The 15,237-nt window shown below is 72.0% G+C and carries 16 protein-coding genes; 6 read left to right on the top strand and 10 right to left on the bottom strand.

The genetic code is table 11. The features are described from left to right. Nucleotides 1–114 precede the first annotated feature (114 nt). The 3 genes from pstA to pstS form a co-directional block, all read right to left on the bottom strand. A complete protein-coding gene (gene pstA, locus IEY78_RS31435) occupies nt 115–1,197 on the bottom strand; it encodes a phosphate ABC transporter permease PstA (protein WP_189104155.1) in 1,083 nt (360 codons plus the stop codon). Further along, complete coding sequence (gene pstC, locus IEY78_RS31430; protein WP_189104153.1) at nt 1,194–2,192, bottom strand: phosphate ABC transporter permease subunit PstC; 999 nt, start codon at nt 2,190–2,192, stop codon at nt 1,194–1,196. The genes pstA and pstC overlap by 4 nt, the downstream gene beginning before the upstream one ends. Nucleotides 2,193–2,324: 132 nt before the next feature. Beyond that, on the bottom strand, nt 2,325–3,443 hold the full coding sequence (gene pstS / locus IEY78_RS31425; RefSeq protein WP_189104151.1) for a phosphate ABC transporter substrate-binding protein PstS: 1,119 nt from the start codon (nt 3,441–3,443) through the stop codon (nt 2,325–2,327). Nucleotides 3,444–3,849: 406 nt separating this feature from the next. Here pstS and IEY78_RS31420 point away from each other — a divergent pair, with 406 nt between their 5' ends. Beyond that, the gene (locus IEY78_RS31420; protein WP_189104149.1) at nt 3,850–4,941 is read left to right on the top strand and encodes a C40 family peptidase; all 1,092 of its coding nucleotides are present in this window, start codon (nt 3,850–3,852) and stop codon (nt 4,939–4,941) included. A 297-nt stretch (nt 4,942–5,238) separates the two neighbouring features. Beyond that, nucleotides 5,239–6,669 (top strand): PP2C family protein-serine/threonine phosphatase, encoded by a 1,431-nt coding sequence (locus tag IEY78_RS31415; protein ID WP_189104147.1) that lies wholly within the window; start codon nt 5,239–5,241, stop codon nt 6,667–6,669. Nucleotides 6,670–6,738: 69 nt separating this feature from the next. Here the strand turns inward: IEY78_RS31415 and IEY78_RS31410 are convergent, their stop codons facing one another. From IEY78_RS31410 to IEY78_RS31400, 3 genes are all read right to left on the bottom strand, one after another. Further along, nucleotides 6,739–7,083 carry a DUF2516 family protein gene (locus tag IEY78_RS31410; protein ID WP_189104145.1) on the bottom strand — a complete coding sequence of 115 codons (345 nt, stop codon included), beginning with the start codon at nt 7,081–7,083 and terminating at the stop codon, nt 6,739–6,741. Between the two features lie 167 nt (nt 7,084–7,250). Continuing rightward, nucleotides 7,251–7,865 carry a hypothetical protein gene (locus IEY78_RS31405; RefSeq protein WP_189104143.1) on the bottom strand — a complete coding sequence of 205 codons (615 nt, stop codon included), beginning with the start codon at nt 7,863–7,865 and terminating at the stop codon, nt 7,251–7,253. A 33-nt stretch (nt 7,866–7,898) separates the two neighbouring features. Beyond that, on the bottom strand, nt 7,899–8,345 hold the full coding sequence (locus tag IEY78_RS31400) for a helix-turn-helix domain-containing protein (RefSeq protein ID WP_189104141.1): 447 nt from the start codon (nt 8,343–8,345) through the stop codon (nt 7,899–7,901). A 200-nt stretch (nt 8,346–8,545) separates the two neighbouring features. On the opposite strand from IEY78_RS31400, the gene IEY78_RS31395 reads away from it, so the two are divergent. Beyond that, a complete protein-coding gene (locus IEY78_RS31395; protein WP_189104139.1) occupies nt 8,546–9,274 on the top strand; it encodes an SDR family oxidoreductase in 729 nt (242 codons plus the stop codon). Between the two features lie 42 nt (nt 9,275–9,316). Here the strand turns inward: IEY78_RS31395 and IEY78_RS31390 are convergent, their stop codons facing one another. Together IEY78_RS31390 and IEY78_RS31385 are read right to left on the bottom strand one after the other, a co-directional pair. Beyond that, nucleotides 9,317–9,874: a pyridoxamine 5'-phosphate oxidase family protein gene (locus IEY78_RS31390; protein WP_189104138.1), complete on the bottom strand. Its 558-nt coding sequence runs from the start codon at nt 9,872–9,874 to the stop codon at nt 9,317–9,319. A 100-nt stretch (nt 9,875–9,974) separates the two neighbouring features. Next, nucleotides 9,975–10,895 (bottom strand): putative protein N(5)-glutamine methyltransferase, encoded by a 921-nt coding sequence (locus IEY78_RS31385; RefSeq protein ID WP_373294283.1) that lies wholly within the window; start codon nt 10,893–10,895, stop codon nt 9,975–9,977. A gap of 353 nt (nt 10,896–11,248) precedes the next feature. On the opposite strand from IEY78_RS31385, the gene IEY78_RS31380 reads away from it, so the two are divergent. From IEY78_RS31380 to IEY78_RS31370, 3 genes are all read left to right on the top strand, one after another. After that, on the top strand, nt 11,249–12,241 hold the full coding sequence (locus IEY78_RS31380) for an aldo/keto reductase (RefSeq protein WP_189104134.1): 993 nt from the start codon (nt 11,249–11,251) through the stop codon (nt 12,239–12,241). A 238-nt stretch (nt 12,242–12,479) separates the two neighbouring features. Continuing rightward, on the top strand, nt 12,480–12,890 hold the full coding sequence (locus IEY78_RS31375) for a VOC family protein (RefSeq protein WP_189104132.1): 411 nt from the start codon (nt 12,480–12,482) through the stop codon (nt 12,888–12,890). A 78-nt stretch (nt 12,891–12,968) separates the two neighbouring features. After that, the gene (locus tag IEY78_RS31370; RefSeq protein ID WP_189104129.1) at nt 12,969–13,790 is read left to right on the top strand and encodes a class I SAM-dependent methyltransferase; all 822 of its coding nucleotides are present in this window, start codon (nt 12,969–12,971) and stop codon (nt 13,788–13,790) included. 115 nt (nt 13,791–13,905) lie between these two features. On the opposite strand, the gene IEY78_RS31365 is transcribed toward IEY78_RS31370, so the two are convergent. After that, nucleotides 13,906–14,472, bottom strand: coding sequence for an NADPH-dependent FMN reductase (locus tag IEY78_RS31365; protein WP_189104127.1), 567 nt, complete (start codon nt 14,470–14,472; stop codon nt 13,906–13,908). Nucleotides 14,473–14,644: 172 nt separating this feature from the next. Then, nucleotides 14,645–15,076: an ankyrin repeat domain-containing protein gene (locus IEY78_RS31360; RefSeq protein ID WP_189104125.1), complete on the bottom strand. Its 432-nt coding sequence runs from the start codon at nt 15,074–15,076 to the stop codon at nt 14,645–14,647. Nucleotides 15,077–15,237: the final 161 nt, after the last annotated feature.

Raw genomic sequence — 15,237 nt, 5'->3', positions numbered from 1 at the left:
CGCCGGGCCAGGTCAGCGGCCGGGCTGCGTCAAAAGGGTCGGACGTCGTCTCGCGTCGGCTCCGGGCGGGCGCCGCATCCTCGTCCCCCGGATGCGTGCGACCGCGGCCGCGGCTCAACGCCGTCCTCCGCTGGGGGCCTTCCAGCGGGCGATGCCGCGGGCCAGCAGGTTGAGGATCATCACGAAGGCGATGAGGACCAGCGCCGCGGCCCAGGCGCGGTCGTAGGAGGCCTCGGAACCCTGCTGCCACTGCTGGAAGACGTAGAGCGGAAGCGACTGCTGGGCGTCCTGGAAGGGGTTGTTGTTGATCGTCTTCGCGCCCCAGACCAGGAGCAGCACGGGCGCCGTCTCGCCGGTGATACGGGCGATGGCGAGCATCACGCCGGTGGTGATGCCGCCGATCGACGTCGGCAGCACGACCTTGAGGATGGTGCGCCACTTCGGCACGCCCAGGGCCAGCGACGCCTCGCGCAGCTCGTTCGGGACGAGCTTGAGCATCTCCTCGGTGGAGCGGACCACGACCGGCATCATCAGGATCGCCAGCGCCATCGCACCGGCGAAGCCGGACGGGCCGAAGCCGAGGATCAGGATCCACACCGACAGGATGAACAGGCCGGCCACGATCGACGGGATGCCCGTCATGACGTCCACGAAGAAGGTGACGGCCCGGGCGAGCGCGCCGCGGCCGTATTCGACGAGGTAGATCGCGGTGAGCAGGCCGAGCGGCGCGGCGATCGCGGTGGCCAGGCCGACCTGCTCCAGGGTGCCGATGATCGCGTGGTAGATGCCGCCGCCGGGCAGGGCGTCCGGGGTGGTGCCCATGGAGTGGGAGAGGAAGTAGCCGTCCAGGACCTTGGTGCCGCGGGCGACGGTCTCCCACAGCAGGGAGGCCAGCGGGACGACGGCGACCAGGAAGGAGAGCCAGACCAGGCTGGTGGCCAGCCGGTCCTTGGCCTGCCGGGTGCCCTCGACGCCCGCGGCCAGCGCGAACGTGCCCAGGACGAAGAGCAGGCCGGCGATCAGGCCCCACTGGACCGTGCTGTCCAGGCCGGCGGCCAGGCCGATGCCGCAGCCCGCGCCGGCCGCGGCCAGGGCGAGTGCCGGCGGGGTCCAGCGCGGCAGCCGGGCCTGCTTGAGGGAGGCGGGCAGCGGGCTGCTGCCGTCGGAGACCGCGTGACGGCCGGTCATGACGCTCATGCTGCGGCTCCCGAGTACTCCTTGCGGCGGGCGATGATCAGGCGGGCCGCGCCGTTGACGAGCAGCGTGATCACGAAGAGGACGAGCCCGGAGGCGATCAGCGCGTCCTGGCCGAACTGGTCGGCCTCGCTGAACTTGCTGGCGATGTTCTGGGCGAAGGTGCCGCCGCCCGGGTCCAGCAGGCTGGTGTTGATCAGGAAGCTGGGCGACAGGACCGTGGCGACGGCCATCGTCTCGCCGAGCGCGCGGCCCAGACCGAGCATGGAGGCGCTGATGATCCCGGAGCGGCCGAAGGGGAGCACCGACATCCGGATGACTTCCCAGCGGGTGGCGCCGAGGGCCAGCGCGGCCTCCTCGTGCATCTTCGGGACCTGGAGGAAGACCTCACGGCTGACGCTGGTGACGATCGGCAGAATCATGATCGCCAGCAGGATGCCGACGGTGAACAGCGAGCGGGCCGCCCCGCCGCCGTAGCTGAAGATGCCGGTCCAGCCGAGGTAGTCGTCCAGCCAGCTGTAGAGGCCGCTCAGATGCGGGACGAGGAACAGCGCACCCCACAGGCCGTAGATGATGCTGGGCACCGCGGCGAGCAGGTCGATGACGTAGCTGAGCGGGGCGGACAGCTTGCGCGGCGCGTAGTGCGAGATGAACAGCGCGATGCCGACCGCGACCGGCACGGCTATCAGCATCGCGACCAGCGAGCTGACGAGGGTGCCGAAGGCGAGCACCGCGATGCCGAACTTCGGGTCGGTCCCGCTGGCGTTCCAGTCCAGCGTGGTGAAGAAGTTGGCCTTGTCGCCCGAGAGGGCGAGCACCGAGCGGTAGGTCAGGAAGACCGCGATCGCGGCCATGATCGCCAGCAGGGCGATGCCGGAGCCCCGGGAGAGCCCGAGGAAGATCCGGTCGCCGGGGCGGACCGCCTTGCCGGAGACGGCGGAGCCGTCGTGCTGCGGTGGCAGGGGCGGGAGGTCGGTCGTGGAGGAGGGTGTCTTCATGGATTCTCCGGTCTGCGGAGCCGGTGAGGGCTCCTGGCGCGGCGGTGCACCGGACGGGCGGCGGCCCGAAAGGGGCCCTTGTGAGGGGGCCCCTTCGGTCGTACGGCGGCCGGTGGGCCGCCGCCCGGTGGGTCAGGAGAGCTTGGCGACGCTTGCGCGCACCTTGTCGGCGATCTCGGTGGGCAGCGGGGCGTAGCCAAGGGCCTTGAGGGTGCTCTGGCCGTCCTTGCTGGCGACGTAGGTCAGGAAGGACTTGGTGGCGGGCAGCGTCTCGGCCTTGTTGCCCTTGTCGCAGGCGATCTCGTACGTCACCAGGGTGATCGGGTAGGCGCCCTCGGCCTTGGTGGTGTAGTTGAGCTGCAGGGCCAGGTCGTCGCCCTTGCCGACCTGCTTGGCCTCGGAGATGGCCTTCGAGGCGTTGTCGACGGTGGCGTCGACCGGCTGCTTGGCGCCGGTGTTCAGCTTGACCGTGGGGATCTTGCCGGCCGTCGCGTAGGACAGCTCGAAGTAGGAGATCGCCCCGGCGGTCTGCTTGACCTGCGAGGAGACGCCGGCCGAGCCGGAGGCCGCCTGGCCGCCGGTGCCTTCCCACTTCTTCGCCGGCTCGTGCTTCCAGTCACCCGGGGCGGCGCCCTTGAGGTACTTGGTGAAGTTGTCGGTGGTGCCCGAGTCGTCCGAGCGGTGGAACGCCTGGATCTTGAGGTCCGGGAGCTTGGCGCCCGGGTTCAGCTTCTTGATCGCGGCGTCGTTCCACTTGGTGATCTTCGAGTCGAAGATCTTCGCCAGGGTCGGGGCGTCCAGCACGAGGTTGTCCGCGCCGGGGACGTTGTAGCCGACCGCGATCGGGCCGCCGACCATCGGCAGGTCGACCGCCTGGCCGTTCTTGCAGACCTTCTTGGACTTGGCGATCTCGTCGGGCTTGAGGGCCGAGTCGGAGCCCGCGAAGGCGGTCTGGCCCTGCAGGAAGGTCGTGACGCCGGCGCCGGAGCCCGTCGGCTGGTAGTTGATCTCGGTGCTCTTGCAGGCGCCCGAGTAGTTCTGCACCCAGACGTCCATGGCGTTCTTCTGCGCGGACGAGCCGGACGCGAGCAGCTTGCCCTTGCCGTCACACTTGATGTTCGACGTCTTGGCGGCGGCGGCGCCACCGCCGGAGGTGTCGTCGGAGCCGCACGCGGTCAGGGCCAGGGCACCGGAGACGGCGAGAGCGCCAACGGCGAGGGCGCGAACCCGGTTCTTGCGCTGAAGCTTCACTGTCGAGAGTTCCTTCCTGGGGCGCGCCGCTTCGTCGGCGTGCGTGAGTGTGGGATGGCTGCCGCGTTCACGGCGGAAGCCGGCCGTACTGCGCTTGTGCCATGGGGGACGCGCACTCGGTAGGGCTGAAATTAGGTAGATCAGGTGAAGCGGCCGATGGAGGAGAGTGAACGCAGGGTGAACCTCGGCCATCGGCTGAGTGCGGGCCGATAAGTGCCGTCCGAGGGGTGGAAACCGGCACGTCGCCCTGTTGGATTACCGGCCGGTATGGCAGCATCCGCGCCTGAGACGTCGCGAATGCGTGCGCAACGACCGGAGGTGGCTGGTGGGGAGCCAGGGGGCACGGCAGGGCGTTCGGGATGTTCCGGGAGCTCCGGGCGGGCGGGGCGGGCGGGGCGGCCGGCTGATGGCGTGCACCGCCGTCGTCCTGTGCGTGACGGGGCTGCTCGGCGGCACGGCGGCGACCGCTCACGCCCAGGCCCGCAGGAGCCCGGCCGCGGACCCGGTGAGGCCCGCGGACGCCGAGGCCCGCCACCTCGACGAGGTGCGCAAGAAGATCGACGCCCTGTACCGCAAGGCCGAGCAGGCCACCGACGCCTATAACGCCGCGAAGGAACAGGTCGACGTCCAGCAGAAGGAAATCGTCCAGCTGGCGCGCACTATCGACACCACCCAGCAGAAATTGTCCGCTCTCAAGCGGCAGGCGGGCGCGCTGGCCAGCGCCCAGTACCGCGGCGGCGGGCTGCCCGCCGAGGCGAAACTGATGCTGAACGCCGATCCGGCCGGCTTTCTCGACAACGCCACCCTGGCCCGGAAGGGACAGCTCGCCGCAAAGCGAGTGGTCAGCCAACTGGCGCATCTCAAAGGCGACTTGCAGCGGTATTCGGACTCCGCCACGGACCGCTGGGAGAAGCTGGAGGCGAACCGCAAGAAGAAGGAAAGCGCTCAGCGGGACATCAAGAAGCAGATCGATGAGGCAAAGCAGCTGGAATCCCGGCTGGCCGCCAAGGAAAAGGACCGGCTGAAGAAGCTGGAGGACGCGCAGGCCTTCCGCGAGCAGCAGAAGTGGCTCGACTCCGGCATCCTCAAAGACATCAGCAACAAGGCCTCGGCCGACGGCAAGAAGGCGATTTCGTACGCCACCGCGCAGATCGGCAAGGACTATGTGTGGGGCGCGGAAGGGCCGGACACCTTCGACTGCTCCGGGCTGACCCTGCGGTCGTGGCAGGCCGCCGGCCGGACGATTCCGCGGACCTCACAGGAACAGTGGCGGCAACTTCCCCGGGTCGACCTCAAGGACATGCGGCCGGGCGATCTGATTATTTATTTCTCCGATGCCAGTCATGTCGGGATGTATCTCGGTGACGGCGCGATTGTGCATGCGCCGCGCCCCGGCCGGCAGGTGACGATCACCGGTGCCGGTTCGATGCCGATCCTCGGTGTCGTACGCCCCGACGGTGATGCCGGAGACGATGGCGCGGCTCACACCCGGCGATAAATGACCTGTTTGTTTGCTCTCTGAGGGTCGCCGTCGCGTTGCTGAATGCACTCAAGCGGGGTGATGTTCGTCATTCCGCATTCCACCCTCTCCAGGTCAAATGGCTTATCGGTCGCGGCATATGGCGTTGGCCGATTGCCGCCGGGCATTCCATCCCACTCCGTACTGACGCTATGGTCGCCTGTCAGTGCCCGGTGCCACCCGATCCATTCGACCGATGGACGACGGGACCCGGGCACGGTGGCGCACCGTCGGTGCCCCGCCGCACCCCTCGGGGGGAGGGAAGGAAGCAGACCGATGCCCGTACCCGTACCGCACCAGCGGACGGTCGTGCTGCCGCACCAGGCAGGACCGGTGGACGACCCCTGCGCGGAAACCGCGCGGGTCGCCCAGGCGCCGGGCGCGGGGGACGCGACGGCCCAGGGCGTCCGCGCCCCGGCTCCCGCCGCCGCCCAGGAGGACCGGCCGGCGGCGCAGGGCCTCGGTGAGCCCGCCCTCCCGCAGTCGGCCGACCGTCGAATTTCAGCCGACCACGGAACGACCCACCAGGGCCTGACCCTGCTCCTCATCGGCGAGGACCCCAACAGTCATGTCCCCGAGATGTGGGACTGGGCGGGGCGCAAGGTGCGCCTGCGCACCGCCCGCAACCTCACCGAGGCGTCGCGGCTGCTCACCGACGATGTGCACTGCATCCTGCTCGACCTGTCCCCGCAGGCCCCCGAGGACCGCGCGGAGCGGGACGGGCACGCCGCAGAAGGGGACGAACTGGGCGTTCTGCGCGACGTCCTGCGGCTCGCGCCGTCGCACGCCGTCCTCGTCCTGACCTACGAGACGGACGCCGAGCGCGCCGCCGACGCCGTACGCGTCGGCGCCCAGGACTACCTCTTCCGGGACGAACTGGACGGCGCGGTGCTCAGCCGCGCGGTCCGCTACGCCGTCGAACGCAAACGCGCCGACCTGGCCCAGCGCCAGCTCACCGAGTCGCGGATGCTCGCCCAGGAGAATGCCCGGCTGGAGCGGGGCCTGCTGCCCACGCCCCTGCTCGACGGCTCCGACCTGCGCTTCGCCGCCTGCTACCGCCCCGGCCGCAGCCGTGCGCTGCTCGGCGGCGACTTCTACGACACCGTCCGCACCCCGGACGGCACCGTCCACGCGATGATCGGCGACGTCTGCGGCCACGGCCCGGACGAGGCCGCCCTCGGCGTCGAGCTGCGGATCGCCTGGCGGGCGCTGACCTTCGCCGGCCTGTCCGGTGACGAACTGCTCGCCACCCTGCAGAAGGTGCTGGAGCACGAGTGCGCGGACGACGAGATCTTCGCGACGCTGTGCACCGTCGACATCTCCGCGGACGGCCGCCGCGCCGGGCTGTGCCTGGCCGGCCACCCCGCACCGCTGCTGGCCCGGGCCGGCGAGGGCCCGCGGCTGCTGCCCTACGAGTTCGGCGGGCCGGCGCTCGGCCTGCTGCCGCACGCCCGCTGGCCGCGCCGGCAGGTCGAACTGGGCGGCTCCTGGAGCCTGATGATGTACACCGACGGGCTGATCGAGGGCCGCATCGGGGTGGGCAACCAGCGCCTCGGCCAGGAGGGCATGACCGAGCTGGTCAGCCGCAAGATGGCGGACGGCCTCAGCGGCGAGGAGCTGCTGGACGCCTCCGTCAGGGAAGTACGCGATCTCAACGGCGGCGAGCTGACGGACGATGTCGCCGTGCTGCTGCTGGACCGCAGCTGACGCACCGCCGCGGGAGACCGTCGCCGGCCTGCTGCGGGGAAGCGGGGGCCGGGGCCCGGCCGGGTGGGCTCAGCGCCCGCCGTTGAAGGGGCCGTACGGCCCGTCCGAGCTGGAGCCCCCGCGGCGCGGGCCGCTGCCGCCACCGGAGACCTCCCGGAGCGCGGGCCGCACGTCAACGGTGTAGACGATCACCGCGATCACGCCGATGACCGGCAGGAACGACATGATCGGCAGAATGAACAGCAGCGCCGTGGCCAGCGCGAGGAAGATCAGCCACATGCCCTTGGTCTGCTTGCTCGCGGCGCGGTAGGCGTCCTCGCGGCGCACGGCGGCATCGATCAGCATCACGGCGGCATAGACGCCCAGGGCGAGCTGCACCCAGCTCAGAATGCTCTGGAACCCGTAAATCAGCACGCCGTCCACCGCCCGTTCGCCAGTCGTGTTCGTCCCGGTCCGGCACGGCCGTCTGCCGCCCGTGCCGCCCCACCGTACCCGGACAACGGGCCGGGCACCCGAAGTGTGCCCGGCCCGTTGTCCGGGTACGGCGCCCTCACCGAAGAGTGAGTGACGTCACAGCGTGCTCACTTCGCGGACGGCGGAGTGCTCTTCTTCACCGGCGCCGGCTTGCGCTGCGCGACCGGCTTCTTCGGTGCGGCGGGCTTGGGCTGGGTCGCCGGGGTGGCCTTGGCCTGCGCCTTGGCCCCGTTGGTGGCCTGCGGCTTCGGGGAGTTCTTGGGCGCCTGCTTCGGCGCCGGCTCCGGCTCGATCGCCACCGCGAGGTCCTCGACCTGGTCGGCGGCCTCGCCGCGCCAGGTCGCCACCGCGCCGCGGCCGCGCTCGGCCAGCTCCTCGTAGCCCTCACGGGCCCGCACGACGGCCTCGGCGGCGCGGCCCACGCTCTGCAGCGCCAGCTCCTGCGCCTGGTCGCGGACCTTCTTGATGTCGCCGTCCAGCGAGCCCAGCAGCTCCGACAGCCGCTCCTGGGCGTCCTTGGCCTGCTTGCTGACCAGGGCCTGGACGTCCTTGGGGTCGGTGCTGCGCACGGAGTCGAAGTGCTTGGGCGCCTCGGCGCGGATCTTCTCGACGAGCTGCGGCACCTCGCCGAGCTTCTCGGCCGCCAGGTCGACGGTGCCGGCCAGCGCGTACAGCGGGGTGGCGTCGGTCAGGGTCTTGCGGAGGTCATCGGAGATGGCCATGACGTTTTTCCTCCTGGAAACGGAATCGGTTGCTCAGGTGGCGTGCGGGCCGCCGTCGGCCTCTGTGCCGGGGGTGTCCGTACCGCGCCCGACCCCGGGCCCGCTCGCAGCGGTGTCCCGGTCTGCGGTGCCGAGCCCGTTCTCCTTGCGGAAGGACTCGTAGATCTGCAGCAGGACCTGCTTCTGTCTCTCGTTCAGCGCCGGGTCGGTGAGTATCGCGGTCTGCACCTCGACCCCGTCCAGACCGTGCCGCTCGTCCAGGATCCCGGCCTGGACGTAGAGCGTCTCCGCGGATATCCGCAGCGCCTTGGCGAGCTGCTGGAGGATCTCCGCGCTCGGCTTGCGAAGGCCGCGCTCGATCTGGCTGAGGTACGGGTTGGACACCCCGGCGGCATCCGCGAGCTGCCGCAGGCTCAGCCGCGCCGTGCGCCGCTGCTCCCGCAGGAACTCGCCGAGGTTGCCGACGTTGAGTGATGCCATACCCCGATGGTGCCTGCCGGTGCTAACTTTTGCAAGCAAGGCGCTAGCAGAAGTGGTCCAGTGGGGTGGGCGAGGGCTCCGGGTGCGCGGGGAGCCCGTCCGGCGGCCGTCGCCCGGATGCGCGGTCCAGGCCTCACGTCAGGCGCCCATACGGGGATCATGTGCCACATGGCGGACGAATCCCCGACGAAAGGCATGACATGAAGGTCGCGGTCATCGGCGGCACCGGGCTGATCGGGTCGCAGGTCGTCAGGAAGCTGAACGCCGCGGGGCACGAGGCGGTGCCGTACGCGCAGTCGACCGGCACCGATGTCCTCAGCGGCCGGGGTCTGGACGAGGCGGCGGCGGGGGCGGATGTCCTCGTCAACCTGACGAACTCCCCGACCTTCGACGACGCCTCCCTGGCCTTCTTCCGGACCTCCATGGACAACCTGCTGGCCGCGGCCCGGAAGGCGGGCGTGGGCCACTTCGTCATCCTCTCGATCATCGGCGTGGACCAGGTGCCCGAGCTGGACTACTACCGGGCCAAGGCGCTCCAGGAGGAGATCCTCGCGGCCGGGCCGGTCCCGTACTCCATCGTCCGCGCGACGCAGTTCATGGAGTTCATGGACGCGGTCCTGTCCTGGACCGCCGATGGCGACACCGTCCGGCTGCCCGCCACCCCGATCCAGCCGATCGCCGCCGGGGACGTGGCCGACGCGGTGGCCGAGGTCGCCGCGGGGCCGCCGCTGGGCGGCATTCACAAGATCGCCGGCCCCGAGGTCTTCCCCCTGGACGACCTGGGCCGTCTCACCCTGGCCCACCAGGCCGACGACCGCACCGTCGTCACCGACCCCACCGCCGGCATGTTCGCCGCGGTCAAGGGCGACGTCCTCACCGACCCGGACGCCCACCTCGCCCCCACCCGCTACACCGACTGGCTCGCCTGAACCGACCGCGCCGTCCGGCCTCCCCGGCGCGGGTCCGGCCGCTCAGAACGCCCACCGGGTGTGCGTGAACACGCCGTCGTTGCGGCCGAAGCCGTACGCCGTGGCCGGGGCGACCGCGAACACCACCGCGCGCCCCGTGCGGAACGCCTCCCCGAGCCCGTGGAACGGCCCCTCGGGCGAGGTGATCCGCGGCCCGTACTTCGCCTCGTACGCCGCGATCACCTCGTCCAGCACCGCAGGCTCGGCCACCGGCTCCGCCGTGCCCTCGACGACGAGATCGAGCCCCTCGGCCAGCGCGTTCCGCCCGGTGGTCAGCGCGCAGTGCCGGTGACCGGCGAGGTTCCTGGCCTTCTGCTCGTCCGCGCCGGTGGAGAAGTACAGCACCCCGTCGTGCCAGGCGGCGAGCACGGGCGTGACGTGCAGCCGGCCGTCCGGCCGCACCGTGGACACCCAGAAGATCTCGGCGGCTTCCAGGTGCCGGCGGGCCTCGGCCCACTCGGTGGCGGTGACGTCCGCGGCGCCCGGGCGGGGGTTGAGCCCGGAGCTGTAGCGGGCGTCGAGCGTGGTCGTGGGCTGCTGTGCGGGTCCGTGTGCCGACATGGCGGATCTCCCTTCCTCTTCCGCCTGTAACGACCGGCCGGCGGCCCGGAAGTCATCGGCCGGGACCGTTCGGGTCGCCGCCCGCCCGCTCCAGGGACGGCTACGGGGTGCCCTCCCCGGTGGCGGGCCGGGTCCCGATGACGACCGTGGCGTACAGCTCGTCGGAGCCGGTCACCCGGGGCAGGAGCCCGTGGCGGGTGAAGGCCTCGACGGCCCGCGGCGCCTGCCGCTCGCTCGTCTCGACCAGCAGCTGACCCTCCGGCGCCAGCCACGCGGGCGCGGCCGCGGTCACCCGCCGCAGGACGTCGAGCCCGTCCGCGCCGCCGTCCAGCGCGACCAGCGGCTCGTGCTCACGGGCCTCGGGCGGCAGCAGCCCGACCTCCTCGGTCGGGACGTAGGGAACGTTCGCCACCAGGACGTCGATCCGGCCGCGGAGCCCGGCGGGCAGCGCGTCGAAGAGGTCGCCCGCGAAGACCTCGCCGCCGGCGGCCGCGAGGGTGCGGCGGGCGCAGCGCACCGCGGCGGGCTCGATGTCCGCCGCGTACAGCTCGATGCGGCCCAGCGCGGCGGCCAGTACGGCGCCCACCGCACCGGACCCGCAGCACAGATCGACGACGACCGGGGGCCGCCCGGTGCGGGCGGCGGACCGGCGCCCGAGGCCGATGGCCTGGTCCACCAGGAATTCGGTGCGGCGCCGCGGCACGAACACGCCAGGGTCGACGGCGACCCGCCGCCCGTGGAACTCCGCCCAGCCGACGACGTGTTCCAGCGGAATGCCGAGGACCCGGCGCTCCACCATGGCGGCGAGCGCGTCCGCCGACGGCGCGCCGGAGAGCAGCAACTCCGCCTCGTCCTCCGCGAACACGCAGCCGGCGGCACGCAACCGGGCGACGACGGCGGCACGGGGGAGGGGCGCGGCAGGGCGCGGCGAGGCCGGTGCCGCTCCCTCCGCACGACGCGGTAGGGGCTCGGGCCGCACGGGCGCGCGGGATATACGGGATGACGACAACGGGGACGGCATACGAGGTGACGACATGTGGGCCTTTCGGGGCGCCGAGGGCGCATCCCGGGTCACGTGTGCCGTGCGGTCACCTGCGTCGGGTGGACCTACGGGCGTGAGCCGGGAGCACCTGCCTGATCTGGCGGGGAATCGGTCTCACCTCCTGAGTCGGTCCACTACTGAGGGTCAACACTACCTTGCCGGGGGCGTGTCGGCACGGGGAGAGCCGGCGGGGCCGGGTCGCCTTGTTGACTTGGAGTGTGCTTCAACTCGTAGCGTCCGGGGCGGGATCAGGGGCGGGGTGGTGGCCGAGGGCGGCTGCCGGGCCGGCCGGGTCCGTTCGTTGTAGGCCATGTTCAGGAGGCAGCAGCATCATGACCAGCATCAGCATTCCGACGCGGCACCTCGGCGGGCTGGCGGTTTCCGCGCAGGGGCTCGGCTGTATGGGGATGAGCCACGGGTACGGCGCGTCGGATGACGCGCAGTCGATCGCGACCATCAACCGGGCGCTCGACCTCGGAGTCACCCTGCTGGACACCTCCGACTTCTACGGGGCGGGCCACAACGAGGAGTTGATCGGCCGGGCCGTCGCCGGGCGGCGGGACGAGGTGGTGCTGGCGACGAAGTTCGGGTTCGCCAACCGGCTCGGTGAGCCGACGGCGATCCGGGGCGACGCCGCCTATGTGCGGGCGGCCTGTGACGCGTCGCTGCGCCGGCTCGGGGTCGACCACATCGACCTCTACTACCAGCACCGCGTCGACCCGCAGGTGCCGATCGAGGAGACCGTCGGTGCGATGGCCGAGCTGGTCGCGGCGGGGAAGGTGCGGCATCTGGGGCTGTCCGAGGCGGGCGCCGCGACCGTCCGGCGGGCGCATGCGGTGCATCCGATCGCCGCGCTGCAGAGCGAGTGGTCGCTGTGGACCCGGGATCTGGAGAACGAGATCGCTCCGGTGTGCCGTGAACTCGGCATCGGCCTGGTGCCGTTCTCCCCGCTCGGCCGGGGCTTCCTGACCGGGCGCTACACCTCCGTGGAGGGGCTGCCGGAGTCGGATCTGCGCCGCAGCCAGCCGCGCTTCGCCGACGGCAATCTGGAGCAGAACCTGGCCATCGTGGAGAAGCTCGACGAGATCGCCGCCGAGAAGGGCGTCAGCGCCGGGCAGCTCGCGCTGGCCTGGGTGCAGCACCGCGGCGACGACGTGGTGCCGATCCCCGGCACCCGGCGGCAGAAATACCTGGAGGAGAACCTCGGCGCCCTGGCCCTGGAGCTGACCGCCGAGGAACTCACCGCGATCGATGCCGCCGCCCCCGCCGGCCGGATCGCCGGGACGCGGTACGACGAGGCCAGCATCGCGTTCGTGGAGGCGTGAGGTGAGGTGAGGTGAGGTGACGGGCGGGGGCGGCGTGTGGCCCCGGCGCCGTCGTGGGCTTGGCGGGGCGGAGCGCGTCCGGTGCGCGGCGGGGCCGTGACTCCCCGCCACGGAACGTGTTCGCTGTGCCACGCCTGCGCGCGTCCGCGTCTCGCTGCCTAGACTTTTTGCAGCGCGGCAAGCCGGTGCCCGCGGCCGTCGCTCCTGGGCCGCCGGCCGAGCGGAAGGGCGGCGTGCCATGGACTGGAAGCTGGAACTGGTGCCGATTCCGGTCGCCGACGTGGAACGGGCGAAGCGCTTCTACAGCGAGCAGATGGGCTTCGCGGTCGATCACGACATGTCCGTCGGCGGCGAGGTCCGGATCGTGCAGCTGACGCCGCCGGGATCGGGCTGCTCGATCGTGATCGGGGCGGGAGTCGAGGACCCGGGAGCGCGGCCGGGGGCGGTGCACGGGCTGCAGCTGGTGGTGCCCGATATCGCCTCGGCGCGTGCGGAGCTGGCCGAGCGGGGTGTGGCGGTCGGTCCGGTCCAGCATGTCGAGAACGGGAGGTTGGTCGACGGTCCCGGCGGCGCGTGGAACTCGTTCGTCTACTTCAGCGATCCGGACGGCAACGGATGGGCACTGCAGGAGCGGCCCTCGCTGGGGTGAGAAATCGGTGGGGGAGAGCGGGAGTTGGCTTTCGGCCATGGTGCGGCCGGTGCGGGGCGGGCTCCTAGGATCGGTGGGATGACGACCGATCAGGAAGAGTTTCTGCGGGCCTTTCATGCCGCGCACCCCGCGGTGACCGCGCGGGCCATGGCGCACGGGCGGGCCGAGGACGGTCGTTCCGGCTACCGGATCCTGCGGGACCGGGTCGCGGCGTGCGAGCGGGTGCTGGATCTGGGGTGCGGCGACGGGCTGTTGCTCGAACTCCTCGCCGGGCGGGACGGGGGTGCCCCGCGGGAGCTCGCCGGGCTCGACCTGTCCGCCGAGGAGCTGACGCTGGCGCGCCGCCGGCCGGGCGTCGGCCGGGCCGATCTCCGGGTGGGGCGGGCGCAGCAACTGCCCTTCCAGGACGGCTGGTTCGACGGGTGCGTGTCCCACATGGCGCTGATGCTGATGGGGGAGGCGGAACAGGTCGCGGCGGAGCTGGCCCGGGTGCTGGAGCCGGGCGGCACGCTGGCCGCCGTATTGGGCGGCGGGGCGGCCGGCGGCGAGGCCTGCGAGCTGTTCCTGCGGCTGGCCAAGCCGCTGTTCCTCGCGGTGCCCGAGGAGCAGCGGATCCCGCGCCTCGGTGACCGGCGGCTGCGGACCGCCGAAGGCTTCGACGAGGTGTTCCGGCCGGCCGGTTTCGGGCCGGTGGAGTGGGAGACGGTACGGATCGACCTGACCGGCCCGCCCGAGCAGGTGTGGCGCACCGTGGCCGCCTACTACGACGCCGGGCCGCTCGATGCCTCCGTCCTGGCGGAGCTGCGGGCCCGCTTCGAGGCGGAGTCGGCGGCCCTGGCGCTGCCGGACGGGCGCATTCCGTGCGGGATGCACCTGCATGTCGCGACGGCGAGGCGCTGACGACCGCACCGTGCGCGGTGGCGAGGCGCTGACCACTGCACCGTCGTGCGCGGCCGGGGGCGGCGCGACCGCGCACGGCGACGTGACGGATGCCGAGGGCCCGCCCCGGTGGCCGCTAGCCCCCGTACGGCCGGGTGGCGCGGGCCTCGCGGAGGGTCACGGCCCACCAGGTCAGCTGGTGGAGCAGGGTGTCGGCGGCCTGGGTGGCGGCGGCCGGGGCGCGCAGTTCGCCGGCGTCGTCGAAGAGGTTGCCGGCGAGCGCGAAGCTCACCGAGTCGCGGACCGTCGTGGCGTGCAACTCGGCGAAGACCAGCCGCAGTTGCTCCACGGCGCGCAGGCCGCCGGAGATCCCGCCGTACGAGACGAAGCCGACCGGCTTGGCCTGCCACTGGGTGTGCAGCAGGTCGATGGCGTGCTTGAGCGGGGCGGGGAAGGAGTGGTTGTACTCCGGGGTGATCACGACGAACGCGTCCGCCTCGTCCACGCGCTTGGCGAAGGACGCGTACTCCTCGCTGCCGTGCCGGAGGGTGTACGGGCGGACCTCGTCGAGGTCGATGACGTCCACGTCGATGTGCGGGTGGCGGGCGGCGTGCCGGGCGAACCAGGTCGCGATGACGGGCGCGAACCGGCCCTCCCGGATGCTGCCGACGATCACTGCGAGGCGGTACGGATGCTCGGACATGCGGGGCCCTCCCTGGCCGGCGCGGGGCGGCGGCGCGTGAGTCGGTGACGGCCGGGGCGCCGTCGGGGCCCGACGCTAGGACCTCAAGCGGACTTGAGGTCAAACACGGGTGGGGCCGGCCGGGCATCTGCCCGGCCGGCCCCACCCGCCCGTTTCCGTCCGCCGGGTCGGCTCACTCCGCCCCGAACAGCTTCAGCAGCTCCGTCTTCTCGAACATCCGGGCCGTGTCGATCGCCGAGGGAGTGCCCGCCGACGGGTCCGCGCCGTGCGCCACCAGGACCTTGACGACCTCGTCCTCGGCCTTGAAGACCGCGCCGGCCAGCGGGGTCTGGCCGCGGTCGTTGGGGCGGTCGGCGTCGGCGCCGCGCTGCAACAGCGCCTCCACGGTGGCCGGGTGGCCGTGGTACGCCGCCAGCATCACGAGCGAGTCGCCCTTGTCGTTCGTCAGATTGGCGGGAACGCCCGCGTCCACATAGGCGGCGACGGTGTCGGTGTCACCGTGCCGCGCCAGGTCGAACACCTTCGCCGCGAGCTGCAGGACCTCGGGGTCGTGCGCGTGCTCGATCGCCTCGGGCCCCTGCGGCTCGGAATTCGCGTCGCTCATGGTCGCCGGCCTCCTGCTGTGGTGGGTGCTGCGTGCGTGCACTGTCCTCGCCACCTTATGCAGGCCGCCGCCGTCGCGGCAGCGGGCACCTGCGCCTCGCGGCGGCAGCCGCCGGGGACCGGCCGGGCCGGGCGCCGGCCGCCCGCCGCCCGGCCCCCGGC

Source organism: Streptomyces kronopolitis (genome assembly GCF_014646275.1).
In the GTDB taxonomy this organism is placed as follows: Bacteria; Actinomycetota; Actinomycetes; order Streptomycetales; family Streptomycetaceae; genus Streptomyces; species Streptomyces kronopolitis.
This window is presented reverse-complemented; position numbering and strand designations above follow the sequence as displayed.